At 68.2% G+C, this 17,070-nt stretch carries 13 protein-coding genes; 5 read left to right on the plus strand and 8 right to left on the minus strand.

The window, feature by feature from the left end:
• Positions 1-26: 26 nt before the first annotated feature.
• On the minus strand, positions 27-1,586 hold the full coding sequence (locus G154_RS06835) for an ABC transporter substrate-binding protein (protein WP_031601714.1): 1,560 nt from the start codon (positions 1,584-1,586) through the stop codon (positions 27-29).
• A 343-nt stretch (positions 1,587-1,929) separates the two neighbouring features.
• Between G154_RS06835 and G154_RS06840 the strand changes: the two genes are divergently transcribed.
• Positions 1,930-2,910 (plus strand): 2-hydroxyacid dehydrogenase, encoded by a 981-nt coding sequence (locus G154_RS06840; RefSeq protein ID WP_019510791.1) that lies wholly within the window; start codon positions 1,930-1,932, stop codon positions 2,908-2,910.
• A gap of 85 nt (positions 2,911-2,995) precedes the next feature.
• Here the strand turns inward: G154_RS06840 and G154_RS06845 are convergent, their stop codons facing one another.
• Both G154_RS06845 and G154_RS06850 read right to left on the minus strand, forming a co-directional pair.
• Entirely contained in the window at positions 2,996-3,922 is a 927-nt protein-coding gene (locus G154_RS06845; protein WP_019510790.1) for a LysR substrate-binding domain-containing protein, read from the minus strand.
• Positions 3,923-3,975: 53 nt separating this feature from the next.
• Positions 3,976-4,932, minus strand: coding sequence for an oxygenase MpaB family protein (locus G154_RS06850; RefSeq protein ID WP_031601715.1), 957 nt, complete (start codon positions 4,930-4,932; stop codon positions 3,976-3,978).
• Between the two features lie 86 nt (positions 4,933-5,018).
• Between G154_RS06850 and G154_RS06855 the strand changes: the two genes are divergently transcribed.
• The gene (locus G154_RS06855; protein WP_019510788.1) at positions 5,019-5,648 is read left to right on the plus strand and encodes a TetR/AcrR family transcriptional regulator; all 630 of its coding nucleotides are present in this window, start codon (positions 5,019-5,021) and stop codon (positions 5,646-5,648) included.
• Here G154_RS06855 and G154_RS06860 read toward each other — a convergent pair.
• The 5 genes from G154_RS06860 to G154_RS06880 all read right to left on the minus strand — a co-directional run bounded on the left by G154_RS06860 (position 5,645) and on the right by G154_RS06880 (position 10,441).
• The gene (locus tag G154_RS06860) at positions 5,645-6,115 is read right to left on the minus strand and encodes a hypothetical protein (protein ID WP_019510787.1); all 471 of its coding nucleotides are present in this window, start codon (positions 6,113-6,115) and stop codon (positions 5,645-5,647) included. The two genes, G154_RS06855 and G154_RS06860, sit on opposite strands and share 4 nt — an antisense overlap.
• Before the next feature lie 26 nt (positions 6,116-6,141).
• Positions 6,142-7,401 carry a glucarate dehydratase family protein gene (locus G154_RS06865; RefSeq protein ID WP_019510786.1) on the minus strand — a complete coding sequence of 420 codons (1,260 nt, stop codon included), beginning with the start codon at positions 7,399-7,401 and terminating at the stop codon, positions 6,142-6,144.
• A gap of 3 nt (positions 7,402-7,404) precedes the next feature.
• A complete protein-coding gene (locus G154_RS06870; RefSeq protein ID WP_023986375.1) occupies positions 7,405-8,334 on the minus strand; it encodes a 5-dehydro-4-deoxyglucarate dehydratase in 930 nt (309 codons plus the stop codon).
• A 37-nt stretch (positions 8,335-8,371) separates the two neighbouring features.
• Positions 8,372-9,964, minus strand: coding sequence for an aldehyde dehydrogenase (NADP(+)) (locus G154_RS06875; protein ID WP_023986376.1), 1,593 nt, complete (start codon positions 9,962-9,964; stop codon positions 8,372-8,374).
• Positions 9,965-10,054: 90 nt separating this feature from the next.
• Positions 10,055-10,441 (minus strand): hypothetical protein, encoded by a 387-nt coding sequence (locus G154_RS06880; protein WP_019510783.1) that lies wholly within the window; start codon positions 10,439-10,441, stop codon positions 10,055-10,057.
• Between the two features lie 125 nt (positions 10,442-10,566).
• Here G154_RS06880 and G154_RS06885 point away from each other — a divergent pair, with 125 nt between their 5' ends.
• From G154_RS06885 to G154_RS06895, 3 genes are read left to right on the plus strand one after another with little or no spacing between them, the layout of a single operon-like run.
• A complete protein-coding gene (locus G154_RS06885; RefSeq protein WP_031601717.1) occupies positions 10,567-14,451 on the plus strand; it encodes a Pls/PosA family non-ribosomal peptide synthetase in 3,885 nt (1,294 codons plus the stop codon).
• Positions 14,448-15,788, plus strand: a complete 1,341-nt coding sequence (locus G154_RS06890) for a M1 family metallopeptidase (protein WP_019510781.1) — start codon at positions 14,448-14,450, stop codon at positions 15,786-15,788. Before G154_RS06885 ends, G154_RS06890 begins: the two co-directional genes overlap by 4 nt.
• Positions 15,785-17,029, plus strand: a complete 1,245-nt coding sequence (locus G154_RS06895) for a hypothetical protein (protein WP_019510780.1) — start codon at positions 15,785-15,787, stop codon at positions 17,027-17,029. The genes G154_RS06890 and G154_RS06895 overlap by 4 nt, the downstream gene beginning before the upstream one ends.
• Positions 17,030-17,070: the final 41 nt, after the last annotated feature.

A 17,070-nucleotide genomic window follows, 5' to 3' on the forward strand; every position in this document is an offset into this window, starting at 1 on the left:
CGTGTCCTCTTTCGGGAGCGGTCGGGTCAGGACTGGTCGGCGCGGTCGCCGGCCGCGGGTGTCATCGCGGCCAGGCGCATCTCGTCGCCGGTCGCCGGGTCGGGGGTGTAGTCGACGCGTGACGACTTGCCGAGGATGCCCTTCATGTGGGCCAGGTAGGCCATCTGCATGATCTCCTGCGGCTCCTCGGCGAACAGTTCGGCGAAGGCATCCTGGCGGGCCTGCCCGGTGAGCGCCTCGGCGGCGCGGATCTTGGCATCGAACTCCGGTGTGCCGTATGCAGCCTGCGGGCCGTCGGAGAGCATGTACTGGTCGAGGGTGAAGGCGGCGTCACCGGCCTGGTTGCCGTGCATGATCATCAGCAGATAGGGCCCGGTATTCGCCGGGAACGGCCGCAACTGGTACTGCAATTGGCTTGCGGTGTCCATCATCTCGATCTTGACGTTGAGGCCGATCTCGGTGAACTCGCTCTGCAGCACCTCGATGGTCTCGGTGATCTTGGGAAACTGGGCGGTCCGCCCGATCAGCCGGATCTGGCGGTCGACGGGGACACCGTCGGCCTTGGCCTGGGCGATGAGTTCCTTGGCCTTGTCCAGATCGTGCGGCCACAGCGGCAGTTCTTCGTTGTAGCCGACGACACCCGAGGGGATCAGTTGGGCGGCAGGTTCACCCAGGTCACGGAACAGCGCCTTGACGATGCCGGTCCGGTTGACGGCGTAGTTGATCGCCTGACGCACCCGGATATCGTCCAATGGCGGCTCGGTGGCCTGCATCCGCAGGGCGGTGGTCTCGTTGTTCTGGAACGGCACGCCGAGATCACCGGCGCCGTCCTCGGGCCCGAGCCCGACAGCGATATCGGCCTCGTCATTGGTGATCATGGCGGCGCGCACGCTGCCCTCACTGCGCCAACGGTATTCGGCCTTGCCGAACGCCGGTGCCGCTCCCCAGTAGGTGGGATTGCGGGTCAGGGTCAGCTTCTGGCCGTACTCCCAGCGCTCGATCGCATAGGGTCCGGTGCCTATCGGTTCGCGCACCTTCTCGTCGACACTGGTGGTGCGCGGCACCATCTCGACGAACGAAATACGCAGCGGCAGAATCGGATCCGGTTCTGTGGTACCGATGACGACGGTTTCGGCATCCGGGGTACGCAGAGCCAGGCTCTCGTCGCCGAAAACATACCCGTCGACGTTGCACTGTAGGTCGGAATTCACGGCGCGGTCGATGGAGAAGGCGGCATCCTCGGAGGTGAAGGGTGCACCGTCGGAGAAGGTGACGCCGTCACGCAATCGGAAGGTCCACTCGGTCGGGCTGGTCTGCTCCCATTCGGTGGCCAACAGCGGCTGCAGGTCTCCGGTGGTGGCATCGCGCTCCAGCAGCGGTTCGGTGATGTTGGAGCGCACGACGATCCCGGTCGACGTCAGCGAGCTCTCACAGGGTTCCAGTGTCGGCGGCTCCTGTTGCAGCACGATGCGCAGGGTGTCGGGGTCATAGCCGCCGCCCCCGGAGTTGGCGACGGTGCACCCGGCTGCCAGCACAGCTGTACCGGCGATCACCAGCAGCCTGGGCGCCATGCGTGTCGCAGCCATCGGAACCTCCAGATCGGGAATTGGGCTGTACCGGCCAGCGGAGTGATGTCCATGTATGTGGACACCATCTGTGACGGTAGACACACCGTAGGAGCGCCGTTCCGACAGCGTCAACCGTCCGAAACGCGCGGATCTGCGGCCATTCCGCAGCTGGCCGACGCCGGCGCCGCGTTCCATAAATGGCCCATGAACTGCTGTTATGCCGCTCGCGTCCGATGTTTGATACCTCGAAGCGGTGGGCAAATCGCCAATCATGCATGTTCTGTATCAACCCATGCTATTTCCGTGTTGGACAGGTATCCGCAGGTCTCCCTACCGTGACATCGAGGAACGAAGGAGCCACATGGGAACATCAGCGCGATCCATCGACCGTGTCCTGCAGGTCGGTCCACTCAAACCTTCGCTGGCCGACACCCTCGCCGCCCGGTACGACGCCCTGGTCCTGCCCGAGGAGGACGCCGCCCGCGAGGCGTTCCTGGCCGAGCATGCCGACGCGGTGACCACCGTGGTGACATCCGGTCGCACCGGCGTGGACGCCGCTCTGATGAGCGCGCTGCCGCGACTGGGCGCCGTGATCAACTTCGGTGTCGGATACGACACGACCGATGTGGAGGCCGCCGAACTTCGGGGCGTCGGGGTGAGTAACACCCCCGACGTCCTGACCGACTGTGTCGCCGACACCGCCGTCGGACTGTTGATCGACACCATGCGCCAGTTCTCGGCATCCGACCGCTATGTGCGCGCGGGCCGCTGGACAGCCGAGGGGAGCTACCCATTGACCCGGCAGGTCAGCAACACCCGCGTCGGCATCATCGGGCTCGGCCGTATCGGTGGCGCAATCGCCAAGCGTCTCAGCGCCTTCGGCTGCACCATCAACTACCACAATCGCCGCCGGGTGCCCGATTCGCCGTACCGATACGTCGACACGCCCGTCGAGCTCGCACGCGATGTCGACGTGCTGGTGATCGCCGCCGCCGGCGGCAGCGCCACCAGCAAGCTGGTCGACGCCGCCGTGCTCGATGCGCTCGGCGCGCAGGGATACCTGATCAACATCGCCCGGGGCAGCGTCGTCGACGAGCAGGCACTGGTGAGCGCCCTGCGCGAGGGACGGTTGGCCGGTGCGGGTCTGGACGTCTTCGCGGCCGAACCGCAGGTCCCCGCCGAGTTGTTCGAGATGGACAACGTCGTACTGCTCCCCCACGTCGGCAGCGCGACCGTGCAGACTCGCGCCGCCATGGAGGCCCTCACTCTGCGCAACCTCGACGAGTTCCTGTCGACCGGTCAGCTGGTCACGCCGGTAGTGCAGCCCGCCGCCAGGGTGTAGCGGTCGATCGCAATGTGACCCTGACAGTGCCACCGTGGATATATATCCGTGACGACGCTGTCAGGGTCACATTGCGTTGTGCGAGTCAGCCTCCGAAGCCATCCAGCAGGTCGTCGGTGGTCCACTCCCGCGCCGGGAGCACATCACGCAACAGTCGCAGCAGCGCCGGGTTCGTGCTGTCCTGGCGCCAGCAGGCATCGAGTTCGACCGGCCGTTCGCGGAACGCACCGATGGTGCGGAACACCACGCCCTCGGGGTGCAGGGTGGCGGCCGACGCCGGCACCAGCGCGATGCCGATCCCGGAGCGCACCAGCACCAGCATCGTGTGCACCTGCGTGACGAACTGGACGTAGCGCGGGGTGGCCCCGGCGATAGTGAACGTACTGATCAGCAATTCGTTGAAATAGCGCGCTTCGACCGGTGAGTACATCACGACGTCCTCGCCGTCGAGGTCGTTGAGGGTGAGTTGGCGGGCCTGCCCGACCAGCGGATGGCCCGCGGGCAGCGCGGCCACCAGCTGCTCGTGCAGCAGCGGGCGAGAGACGATACCGGGGCGTTTGAGCGGCGGCCGGGCCATCCCCAGGTCGATGTCACCACTCATCAGGGCCTCGAGCTGCACCGAGGAAACCATCTCGCGCAGTTCGAGTTTGACGTCCGGCAGCTTCTCGCGGGTGCGCTCCAGCAGACGCGGCAGCACCGCGTGCGCGGAGGCCGCGGTGAAGCCCACCACCACGGTGCCCAGATCTCCGGCGGGTACCCGCTTCACGGTGAGCGCCGCGCTCTCGGCGAGTTGGAGGATGCGGCGGGCATCCGGAAGGAAGGCCGCCCCTGCCGGGGTCAGCGTGACGGTGCGAGTGGTGCGGTCGATGAGCTGGACCCCGAGTTCGGCCTCCAGCTGTTGGATCTGGCGACTGAGCGGGGGCTGGGTCATGTGCAACCGCTCTGCGGCCCGCCCGAAATGCAGTTCCTCGGCCACGGCGATGAAGCAGGACAATCGGGCCAGCGAGAACATCGATGCACTCCTCGTATCACCGCGCCACTGCGGGACGTCGGTGGTGCATCAGTTTAGCGTGCGGCGAAGCTCTCCAGTTCGTACCGAGTGTGGAAGTCACGCAACTTCTCGTAGCGGTAGCGGTTGTAGGCCATCGGCTCCAACACCAGCCACTTGGGCAACCGCCGCCGGGCCGCGCGGATCACCACCCGGTACAGCGTAAACTCCAGCTGCTTGGCCGAATTCCATTCACTGCCAATCAGTTCCATCATCACCGGATGGGTCGCCGATTCGGCACAGATGCGGGCCGGGCGTGCCAGCACCGGCACCATCAGCCGCCAGCCGGGCTCGATGAGTCGGTGCAGCCATGCCGGGCCGAACAACGTCGGCACCGGCGGACCCGAGAACTGATCGGCGGCCCACAGCAGGAACGGGTTGCTCGCCAGTTCGGTGGTGGCGACCTCGTCGTAGTAGGCGCGCATCTCGGCCACGGTGGCCGGCACATCGGCAGCGTCACTGGGCAGTCCGACATCGGCCATCGCACACACCGTGCGCCACACCACCTCGCGCTGCTCGTCGGAGAAGTGCTTGCCGTAGACCGCGGTGTATCCGGCGTAGAAGATGTTCAGCGAGGTGGTGCCGACCCACTTCCACAACGCAGGGTCCAGCGCGCTGAACCGTTCACCGGCGAAATCCCCCTTGCCGACCCCGTGTACCGCGCCATGCTTGGTCTTCAGTCGTTCGGCGGTGGCGCGCCGGTCGGCCTCGTCGGCGAACGCGAGCGGTCCGTTCCACAGGTAGCTGTTGATCCCTCGGTCGGTGAAGTTCGCCGCGAACCGACCGCTGGCGTCGACGGCGGCCGCGACCTTGCGGTAGGCCACCTGGTCCAGGGCGAGCCTGCCGAACAGACCGAAGGCCAGCGGTGTGCCCATCCACCAGCGCACGTCAGCAGCCAGTTCGTGGTGTGGTTGACCGGGATCCCAGGGTCTGGGCGAGGTGTCCGCCTCGACCCGTTGTGCCGTGCTCGTCATCGCCGGAACCCCCATCCGAGAAAACAGGAAACATCTGTGTGCAGATTGAGAAAAACAGCGTAGAGCCGCTGTGTCAAGATGGTCCGATGGCGGTCTCGCGGCGCTACGGCGGACAAACCGCCGTCGACCGGGTCGCCGAACGGCGTGCCAAATTACTGGCCGCCGGCCTGGAGTTGATGGGAACGCGCGGTATCGCCGGCACCACAGTGCGCGGTGTCACGGAGGCCTCCGGTGTGGCCGCTCGGTACTTCTACGAGAGCTTCGCCGATATCGAGGCGCTGCATCTTGCCGTCTACACCGAGGTCATCGAAGAGGCGGCGCGTCGGTCGGTCGCCGCGCTGGAGCAGGCACCCGATGATGCCCTGGCACGCACCAGGGCGGTGCTCGGCGAACTGGTCGACCTGATCCTCGGCGACCGGCGCAAGGGCCGGATCCTGGTGCTGGAGGCCACCTCCACACCGGCTTTGGGTCGTCGTAGCCTCGCCGAGTCGAGCCGGTTCGCGGGCATGCTGGCCGCCACCGCAGCCGGTGGTGACCCGGCTCGGGCCACCAATGGGCTGCCGACCGATCTGCGGCTGGTGTCGCAGTTCCTGGTCGGCGGGGTCACCGCGTCCATCGGAGCGGTTCTGCTCGGTGATATCGAGGTCGACCGCGAACACCTGGTCGACGTGCTGGTATCGCTGTTCGAGGCGATCCGCGCGGCCGCTCCCGGCTAACTGAGCTTGATGGCGGCGAGCTTCACTTCCCTTGCCGCCGTTTCCCATTGCGCGAACGTGGGCAGTCGATCACCGGCGAAGACCAGTCCCATCTGACGCTGCGCCTTCTTCGGCCCGTAGGAGGTGGCGATCCGTTCGGCCAACGCCGCCACCGCGGCGGGGTCGCTGATCAACTCGCCGCGCATCGTGGTGGTCTTGCCGCGGTAGGACACCTGCGCGTCGGCGCCGTCGCGGAAGTTGTACTTCCACTGCGCCTCCAGCAGCACGTACAGCACACCGTCGAGGTGGTGCGCACTGACCGGCGTCGCGTATCGCCTGCCCGTCTTGCGGCCAGTGAAGGACACCAGCATGAAGTCGCCGATCAACGCGCCCAGCGGAGTCTTGAGGGCGAACTTCAGTGTGGGATTGACGATGCGCAGCAGTAGTTCGGGTGGGTGGGCGGCATCGACGGCCGGCTGGTCTGCCATCCACCCACGGTAGCGGGGTGAGGCGGCTACCAGCGTGGGCTGGCGAGGGCGAAGTTCGGATCGACGGTCTGCATGTAGCCGGTGTCGTCCCGGTCGCGGATCCCGCAGGTCACGTACTGCTCATGTAGCGCGGCCAACGAGTCCTCGTCGATCTCGACACCCAGGCCCGGTCCGGTGGGTACCGGGACGGAGCCATCGACGAAGGCCAGCGCGCCGTCCTTGACGACATCCTCGGTCTTCCACGGCCAGTGGGTGTCGCAGGCGTAGGTGAGGTTCGGGGTGGCGCCGGCCAGGTGCACCATCGCCGCCAGGCTGATACCCAGATGCGAGTTGGAATGCATGGACAGGCCCAGCCCGAAGGTCTCGCAGATCCCGGCCAGCAGCCGGGAGCGCTGCAGTCCGCCCCAGTAATGGTGATCGGAGAGAACGACTTTCACCGAGTTCTTGAGCACCGCCGGTTTGAGCTGATCGAACGCGACGACGCACATGTTGGTGGCCAACGGCATCGGGGACTGCGCGGCGACCTCGGCCATCCCGTCCAGTCCGGGTGTCGGATCCTCCAGGTACTCCAAAATGCCTGCCAGTCCGGTGGCCACCTTGATCGAGGTCTGCGGGGTCCACGCGGCGTTGGGGTCAAGGCGCAGCGGGACACCGGGGAAGGCTCTGGCCAGCGCCTCGATACCGGCCATCTCCTCCTCGGGGGCGAACACGCCACCCTTGACCTTGATGGCGGTGAAACCGTACTCGTCGATGATGCGGCGCGCCTGGGCGACCAAGCCGTCGGGGTCCAGCGCCTCGCCGAACTGGTCGGGCTCGGCACCGGGATGGCCTGCCCACTTGTAGAACAGGTAGGCGCTGAACGGTACGGCGTCACGCACCTTGCCGCCCAACAGATCCGACACAGGTCTACCCAGTGCTCGACCCTGCACGTCCAGGCAGGCCACCTCGAACGGAGAGAGCACCTGGTCGACCGCGCTTGCCGTGGTGATCATGCCCGCGGTCCCCACCGCCGCATCATCTCCGGCCAACGCTACCGCGACCGCGGCGCGGATCTGGTTGAGCGCGAACACGTCCAGACCGGTGATGGCCGCGGCGGCGGCGTTCAACCGGGCCAGATGGCGGGTGTCGGCATAGGTCTCGCCGAGACCTACCAGACCCGCATCGGTGTCCAGTTGGATGATTGCCCGCAGCGCGTAGGGCTGGTGCACCCCCACGGTGTTCAGCAGCGGGGGGTCGACGAAGGCGACCGGGGTGATCCGCGTGCCGGTGATGCGGATGGCGCTCACGAGTTACACGGCTCCGCTCAGCGCATCGGCCAACACGGCGCGACCGGCTGCGACGATCGAGGCCAGTGCCGCGACATCCTCGGCGCTGGGCATCACCAGCGGCGGGCGCACCGATCCGGCGGGCACACCCTCCATCGTGACGCCGGCCTTGACCAGCGAGACGGCATATCCCGGGACCGTGTCGCGCAGCTGAACCAGCGGGATGAAGAACGCGTTGAGCAGCGCGCTCGTCAGCTCGATATTGCCCGACTCCAGTGAGTTGTAGAACGCCAGCGCCAGGTCCGGGGCGAACGCGAACGTCGCCGAGGAATACAGCGGCACGCCGATGGCGCGGAACGCCAACTGGGTCGTCTCGGCGGTGGGAAGACCGTTGAAGAACAGGAAATCCGGGTCGACCTGAGCCTTGACGGCAGCCACGATCCGCGCCACCTGGTCGAAATTACCGGTGCCGTCCTTGAATCCGACGACATTGTCGATCTTGGCGACGGCGACAGCGGATGCCTCGGTGAACTTCGCGTTGTTGCGGTTGTAGACGATGACCGGCAGTGTGGTGGCGCCGGCGACCGCGGCGACATAATCCACCAGGCCAGGCTGGGGCACCTCGACCAGGTAGGGCGGTAGCAGCAGGATGCCGTCGGCCCCCTCTTCCTGTGCGGCCAGCGCGAACGCCTTGGCCTGGGCCACCGCGCCGCCGGCTCCGGCGTACACCGGAACACGTCCGGCGATCACCTCGACGGCGGTGCGCACCACGGTGCGGAACTCGCCGAGTTCGAGAGCGTGGAATTCACCTGTGCCACAGGCGATGAACACACCGCCGGGGCCGGCCTCGATACCCTTGGTCAGGTGCGCCGAGAGCGCGTCGGTGTCGACCGCACCGGAGGCGGTGAAGGGGGTGACGGGAAAGAACAGCACGCCGTGGAATGTGGGACGCATCGTGGAAAGCTCCTTGAAATGGTGGTGGAGGGGTAGGTCAGTCCTGCGTGAGCCGGCCGTCGATGCGCCGCCACAGACGATCGGGATTGTCGTCGGCAACAGGGCTGGGCAGCAGCGATTTCGGGACGTTCTGATAGGCCACGGGACGCAGGAAGCGTTCGATCGCGCGGGCACCGACCGATGTGGTGCGCGAGTCCGATGTCGCCGGGAACGGGCCCCCGTGCACCATCGCATGGCACACCTCGACACCGGTGGGCCAGCCGTTGAACAGGATTCGGCCCGCCTTGAGCTCAAGCAGCGGAAGCAGTTCACCGGCCGCGGCTTCGTCGGAGGTGTCGGCATGCACGGTCGCGGTGAGCTGCCCCTCGACGCCGGCGGCGACGGTGTGCATCTGGGCAGTGTCGGCGCATCGCACGATCAGGCTGGCCGAGCCGAACACCTCGGCCTGCAGCTCTTCGTTACCCAGGAAGCTCTGCGCATCCGTACTGAACAGTGCCGCCTGCCCGCAGGTCTCGATAGCGCCGACCTGACCGTGTGCAACCAGTTCGGCTGCACCGCTGAGCATCTCGACACCGGACGCGTAGTTGCCGGCAATATTCGGCGTCAGCATCGGGGTGGCGGGCGCAGCGGAGATGGCCTCGCCGGCCGCGGTGACGAAGGCGTCGAGCCCCGGGCCGTCGACGGCGATGATCAGGCCCGGATTGGTGCAGAACTGCCCCGACCCCATGGTGAGCGAGCCGATGAAGGCCTTGCCCAGCTCCGCACCGCGGGTGGCCAGCGCACCCTCGAGCAGGAACACCGGATTGATGGAGCTCATCTCGGCGTAGACCGGGATGGGCTCCGGACGCGCGGCGGCGGCCGCCATCAACGCCGTTCCCCCGGAACGGGATCCGGTGAAGCCGACGGCCTTGATATGAGGGTCGGTGACCAGCGCGACGCCGAGACCCGGCCCGCTACCGAACAGCAGCGAGAAGACGCCGGCGGGTAGGCCCGACTCGGTGACTGCCGAAGTGACCGCACGCGCCACGATCTCCGACGTGCCCGGGTGGGCGTCGTGTCCCTTGACCACGACCGGGCATCCGGCGGCCAGGGCAGAGGCGGTGTCACCCCCGGCGACCGAGAAGGCCAGCGGGAAGTTGGAGGCGCTGAACACCGCGACCGGGCCCAGTGGCACGAACCGCTGGCGGATGTCGGGACGTGGCAGCGGAGTGCGGTCGGGCTGGGCGGTGTCGATGCGGGCACCGTTCCAGCTGCCTTCGCGCAGCACCTCGGCGAACAACCGCAGCTGGCCGGTGGTGCGGCCGACCTCGCCGGTGATTCGCGCGGTCGGCAGACCGCTCTCGGCGACGGCGCGGGCGATCAGCGACTCGGCGACCGACTCGATATGGGCCGCGATCGATTCCAGGAACCGGGCGCGCTGTTCGGCGGTGGTGGCGCGGTAGGCCGGGAAGGCCTCGGCGGCCGCCGCCGCGGCGGCGTCGACATCGGTGGTGTCACCGTGGCGGTAGACCGGTTCCAGCGGCTGCCCCGCCGCCGGATCGAACGCCCGGACCTCGTGGCCGGTGCCCGTGACGGGCGTCCCGGCGATGATCATCTGTCCGGTCAGCTGGGTGGGAAGAGTCGCAGTCACACCAGCAACGGTATGGAGAGAATCCATACATGTCCAAGACCATTTCAGTGGGCACTAATGCAGAACTTGGATAGGTCTGCACTCCGTGATTCAGGCGACGGCGCGGTGCCGCTGCGACAGCAGATCCAGCACCGTGCGTCCCAATTCGGCGAGATCGGGATCGGAACCGGATGCGTCGACCAACGTCACCCCATCGGCGACCCCGGCGGACTCGATATCGGCGATCAGACCGGCCAGACCGTGCACCGTCCCGGCGTAGCGCACGCCGTCGACCTCGCCCAGCGACGCGTAGGCGGAGCGGATGTCGGGCGCGACCGCGACCCCGACGTCGAGAATCACCGCCACGTCACCGTCGTCATGACGCAATCGGGTCCGCGCCCGCTGCGCCTGCTGCAGGTCACGAGCCGATACCCGCACCACGGGGTCGGCCCCCGACGTCAGCTCACTCCACGTCTCATCTGCCACGAATAGCCGCACGAGGCCACGTTAGGAGCGGCACACACCGCCGGCCAATGGTTGCGATCAGCACGACCGGAACGGAACAATCCGGCAGCCGCGCGCCGCGTGTGGACGGGTCACCGGGCTTCAGTAGTTTTATAGCCGTGACAGCAGCGGAAGCCGGGCAGGCCATCCCTTCCCAGTACCTACTCGCCGAAGCCGCTGCTCCCCCGCGGACCCTGGTGGACATCCTCTACGACACGGCGCGCCGGTTCCCGGACGCGCCGGCGATCGATGACGGCGAGGTTCAGCTCACCTACGCCGAACTGATCGGCGATATCGAGGAGAGCGTGCAGTGGCTGGCCGCCCGCGGTATCGGCCGTGGCGACCGGATCGGTATCCGGATGCCGTCGGGCAGCTATGCCCTCTACACGGCCATCCTGGCCACCCTGGCCACCGGCGCCGCCTACGTTCCCGTCGATGCCGACGATCCCGAGGAGCGCGCCGCCCTGGTCTTCGGGGAGGCCCAGGTGGTCGCGATCATCACCGAGGCAGGCCTTGTTCGTGGTCCCGGGTCCTCGCGCGGCTGGCGCGCCGCTCCCCCGTTGACCCGCGATGACGCCTGGATCATCTTCACCTCCGGGTCCACCGGAACCCCGAAGGGTGTGGCGGTCACCCATCGCAATGCGGCCGCCTTCGTCGACGCCGAAGCACAGATGTTCCTGCGGTCGGCACCGATCGGCCCGGGTGACCGCGTGCTGGCGGGGCTCTCGGTGGCGTTCGACGCCTCCTGCGAGGAGATGTGGCTGGCCTGGCGCAACGGCGCCTGCCTGGTGCCCGCCCCGCGGTCGCTGGTGCGCAGCGGGATGGATCTGGGCCCGTGGCTGGTCAGCCGCGACGTGACGGTCGTCTCTACGGTCCCGACGCTGGCTGCGCTGTGGCCCGCCGAGGCGCTGGAGGCGGTCCGGCTACTGATCTTCGGTGGCGAGGCGTGCCCGCCCGAACTCGCCGAGCGCCTCGCCGTGGACGGCCGCGAGGTCTGGAACACCTACGGTCCCACCGAGGCCACCGTCGTGGCGTGCGCCGCCCCCTTGGACGGGCGCTCCGCGGTCAGCATCGGATTGCCGCTGGCCGGGTGGGACCTGGCGGTCGTGGACAAGCAGGGCAGCCCGGTCGGTCTCGGGGAGATCGGTGAACTGGTGATCGGCGGCGTCGGCCTGGCCCGCTACCTCGATCCCGAGAAGGATGCCGAGAAGTACGCCCCGATGGACACCCTGGGCTGGGCCCGGGCCTACCGCAGCGGCGATCTGGTGCGACTGGAGGCCGACGGGCTCTACTTCCAAGGCCGCGCCGACGACCAGGTCAAGGTCGGTGGGCGACGGATCGAACTGGGCGAGGTCGACGCCGCGCTGGTCAACCTGCCCGGTGTCAGCGGCGGGGCGGCCGCGGTCCGCAAGACGACCAGCGGCACACCGCTGCTGGTGGGTTATATCGCATCCGCCGATCCGGCCTTCGATCTCGGTGCTGCCCGCGCGGCGTTGGCCCAGGCGTTGCCCGCGGCCCTGATACCGCGGCTGGTGCTCCTCGACGAACTGCCGACCCGCACCTCGGGGAAGGTCGACCGCAATGCGTTGCCCTGGCCGCCGCCGGGCGCCGCACCGGAGGACGAGCCCGACCTCGGCGGCACCATGGGCTGGTTGGCCGGGCTGTGGCGTGACGTGCTGGCCGCGCCCGTCGACGGGCCGGAAGCGGACTTCTTCGCCCTCGGCGGTGGCTCACTGTCGGCGGCGCAGCTGGTCACCGCGGTGCGTGGACGCTATCCGCAGGTGACCGTCGCCGATCTGTACGACCATCCGAGGCTGGGGTCGCTGGCCGGTTATCTCGACGAGCTGGCACCACCTCCGGAGGTGGTGCGCCGCGATGTGCGGCCCACCCCGCTGGTGACCCAGATCGCTCAGATCGCCTTGTCGGTCCCGCTGGCCACGCTGACGGGGCTGCAGTGGGTCATCTGGCTGGCCGTCCTGAACAACATCGCCGCCGCGATCGACCTGGTGCCGTGGGCGAACACACTGAACTGGTGGTGGTTGCTGGCCGGCTTCATCATCTTCATCACCCCGCCGGGCCGGATGGGCATCGCGGTGCTCAGCGCGCGGACCCTGCTGTCGAATCTGCAACCCGGAAGCTACCGCCGCGGCGGATCGGAGCACCTGCGGGTGTGGTTCGCCGAACGGCTCGCCGAGGCCAGCGGAGCGGAGAACCAGGCAGGCGCGCCGTGGCTGGTGTATTACGGCCGCGCCCTTGGTAACTCGATCGGCAAGGGTGTCGACCTGCATTCGGCACCGCCGGTCACCGGCATGCTGACCATCGGGCACCGCGCTTCCGTCGAACCCGAGGTCGACCTGACCGGGCATTGGATCGACGGCGACATCTTCCACGTCGGACCCATCAGCATCGGCACCGATGCGACCATCGGCGCCCGCACCACACTGTTCCCCGGCGCGACGGTCGGCAAGAACGCCGACGTGGCTCCCGGCTCCGGTGTCGTGGGCAAGGTGAAGAACGGGCAGTACTGGAAGGGTTCGCCGGCAGCCAAATCCGGTAAGGCCCGTCACCCCTGGCCCGACGAGCGCCCCGGCCGCGCGCCGTTGTGGGTGGGCATCTACAGCGTGACATCGATGTTGCTCGGCGCCCTGCCGTTGACGGCGCTGGCAGCGGGCCTGGCGGTGCTGGCCTGGGCGGTGCGCGGCACCGCGAGCCCGACCGACGCGTTGGTGCCCGCGCTGGCATGGACCCCGGTGGCCGCGCTGGTCGCGTTCGGCACCTACGCGGTGCTGACGGTATTGGGCGTCCGACTGCTCTCGCTCGGCCTCACCGAGGGGTATCACCCGGTGCGCAGCCGGGTCGGCTGGCAGCTGTGGGCCACCGAACGACTCATGGATGCGGCACGCAACTACCTGTTCCCGATGTACGCCAGCCTGCTCACGCCGTGGTGGCTGCGACTGCTGGGCGCGAAGGTCGGCAAGGGCACCGAGATTTCCACCGCATTGTTGACCCCGAAGTTCACCGAGGTGCAAGACGGGGCATTCCTGGCCGATGACACCATGGTGGCCTCCTACGAACTCGGCGGCGGCTGGATCCACGTCGCCAAGGCGACCATCGGCAAGCGCGCCTTCCTCGGCAACTCCGGTATCACCCAGCCCGGCCGGCGGGTTCCCGACGACGGCCTGGTGGCGGTGCTCTCGGCCGCCCCGCACAAGGCCAAGGCTGGGTCGTCCTGGCTGGGCAGCCCGCCGATCCGGCTGCGCCGCCAGCCGACGGCTGCCGACGCACTGCGCACCTTCAACCCGTCCACCGAGTTGAAGATCAAGCGTTCGGTGGTCGAAACCTGCAGGCTGATCCCGGTCATGGTGACGTTTTTCATCGGCGTCGCGGTGCTGGCGGCGCTGCACGCCCTGGCCGGCACGATCGGCTACGGCTTGACGGCGGTGGCAGGCGGAGTGGTGCTGCTGGTCGCAGGGGCCGTCGCCGGGGCGATCGCGGTGGCGGCCAAGTGGATCGTCATCGGCCGGATCACCGCCATCGAACATCCGCTGTGGTCGTCGTTCGTCTGGCGCAACGAGGTGGCTGACACATTCGTCGAGACGGTCGCCGCGCCCTGGTTCGCCAGGGCCGCCACCGGCACGCCGATCATGAACATCTGGCTGCGCGGACTCGGCGCGAAGATCGGCCGCGGCGTCTGGTGCGAGACCTATTGGCTGCCCGAGGCCGACCTGATCTCGCTGGGCGCGGGCAGCACGGTCAACCGCGGTTGTGTGGTGCAGACCCACCTGTTCCACGACCGGATCATGCGGATGGACACCGTGATCCTCGACGAGGGCGCCACGCTGGGCCCGCACTGTGTCGCGCTGCCCGCCTCACGCATCGGCGCGGGGGCCACCATCGGGCCCGCCTCGCTGGTGATGCGCGGTGACGAGGTCCCGCCGTGGACCCGCTGGCAGGGCAATCCCATTGCCCCCTGGACGAAGTCGAAAAAGAAGCGAGCCGAATGAGCAGTGCCAAGAAGGTCGCGAAGAAGACGGCACACACTCCCCCGGTGATCGACCCGTACCTGCCGCGCAACGGCAACTTCGGCTACCGGGTGTCACGCTACGAACTCGACATCGAGTACAAGGTGGCGATCAACCGCCTCGGCGGCACGGTCACCGTCACCGCGGTGACCCTTGCCGCGCTGCGCGCCTTCACCCTCGATCTCTCCGATGCGCTGGGCGTGTCGAAGGTGACGGTGAACGGCCGGCGCCCCAACAACTTCCGATGTCATGGTGGAAAACTGCACATCACCCTCGGTGAGACGTTGCCCGCCGGTGCGGCGATGACGCTCGTGGTGCGCTACGGCGGCACACCCAGACCGCTGCGCACCGTCTGGGGCGAGGTCGGATTCGAGGAACTGTCCAACGGTGCGCTGGTGGCCGGTCAGCCCAACGGGGCCGCCTCCTGGTTCCCGTGCGACGACCATCCCTCCGCGAAGGCCAGTTTTCGCATCCGGATCAGCACCGACAGCCCCTACTACGCGTTGGCCAACGGGGAACTGTTGTCCAAGCAGACCCGTGCGAGCCACACCACGTGGACCTATGAGCAGGCCGAGCCGACCTCGACCTACCTGATCACGTTGCAGATCGGCGAATACACCAGGCACCGGCTGAACAAGAGCCCTGTCCCGATGCACGCGGTCCTCCCGGATCGATTGCGGCGCAACTTCGACCACGACTTCGGCCGGCAGACACAGATGATGAAGTTGTTCATCCGCCAGTTCGGCCCTTACCCGTTGGAAACCGGTTACACCGTCGTCGTCACCGACGACGATCTGGAGATCCCGCTTGAGGCACAGGGGCTTTCCATCTTCGGTGCCAACCATTGCGACGGCCGGCGCAGTTCCGAGCGGTTGATCGCCCATGAGCTGGCCCACCAGTGGTTCGGCAATTCGGTGACCGCGCGCCGGTGGCGGGACATCTGGTTACACGAGGGCTTCGCCTGTTACGCGGAGTGGCTGTGGTCCGAGGAGTCCGGCGGGCCCAGCGCCGACGAACGCGCCCGCAACTATCACCGCAAGCTGGCCGATTCACCGCAGGATCTGCTGCTGACCGATCCGGGACCGACCGACATGTTCGACGACCGGGTGTACAAACGCGGCGCGCTCACCCTGCACGCCGTGCGCCATACCATCGGCGACGACAACTTCTTTGCACTGCTGCAGGATTGGACCGCCCGCTACCGGCACAGCACCGCGGTGACCGATGATTTCACCGGCCTGGCGGCCAACCATGCCGACGTCTCGCTGCGCGGGCTGTGGGACCGCTGGCTGTACTCCACCGACCTCCCGGACCTGTGACCGACGGCGGCTCCGCACTGCCGGCGCGCGGGCCGGTCACGCGGGCCAGCGTCACCACGGTCGGAATCGCCACCGCCTGCACCGCACTGTGCGGGTACGTGGTGCTGTATCTGGCCGCCCGCAGCCTGGAGCCCGCGGGCTTCTCCCTCTTCGGGGTGTTCTGGGGGGCGTTCGGTCTCGTCAGCGGCGCGGCCAACGGGCTGCTGCAGGAGGCCACCCGCGAGGTGCGGGCCGCGCGCACGCGGAGCGCACCCGAAGCATCCCGGACCCGGCCGATGTGGGTGGCCGTCGGCGTGGGCATCGGTGCGGCCGCCCTGATCGGCGTGACCGCACCGCTGTGGTCGGCCCGGGTCTTCACCGAGTACCAGTGGCTCAGTGTGGCGCTGCTCAGCATCGGTCTCGGCGGATTCTGCCTGCACGCAACGCTTCTGGGCATGCTGGCCGGCACCGATCGATGGACCCAGTACGGCTCGCTGATGGTGACCGACGCGGTGACCCGGGTGGCGGTCGCGGTGGCGGCGTTCGTCTTCGGCTGGGGGCTCGCCGGGTTCCTGTGGGCCACCGTCGCCGGCTGCCTGGCGTGGCTGACCATGCTGGTGTGCTCCCGAGGCGCCCGGGCGGCGGCCGCGCTGACCTGCGCGGGCAGCGCGCGCACCTTCTTGGCGGGCGCCTCGCATTCGGTGGCCGCGGCCGGCGCCAGCGCCATCCTGGTGATGGGATTCCCGGTGCTGTTACAGGCCACCAGCTCCGAACTCGGCGCCGCGGGCGGAGTGGTGATCCTCGCGGTCACCCTCACCAGAGCTCCGCTGCTGGTGCCGCTGACGGCCATGCAGGGCAACCTGATAGCGCATTTCGTCGATCAGCGCGACCGCAGACTGGGTGCGCTGCTCACCCCCGCACTGGTGGTCACCGCGATCGGCACGATCGGCGTCGCGGCGGCCGCGGTCGCCGGCCCCTGGTTGCTGCACACCGCATTCGGGCCCGAATATCAGGCGAGCGGCGCACTGCTGGCCTGGCTGACCGCCGCGGCCACCGCCATCGCACTGCTCACCCTCACCGGCGCCGCGGCCGTCGCGGCCGCACTGCACCGCGCCTACGCCGCCGGATGGATCGGCGCCACCCTGGCCGCCGGCGCACTGCTGCTGCTGCCGGCCGCACTGGAGACCAGGACCGTCATCGCGCTGCTGTGCGGTCCCGTGGTCGGCATCGCGGTGCACATGTACGCGCTCGCCCGATCCTGATCCATGACAGCATGAACCCGGCTTCGGGTCCCCACACGAGG

The organism is Mycobacterium sp. VKM Ac-1816D (assembly GCF_000416385.1).
GTDB classification, from domain to species: Bacteria; Actinomycetota; Actinomycetes; order Mycobacteriales; family Mycobacteriaceae; genus Mycobacterium; species Mycobacterium neoaurum_A.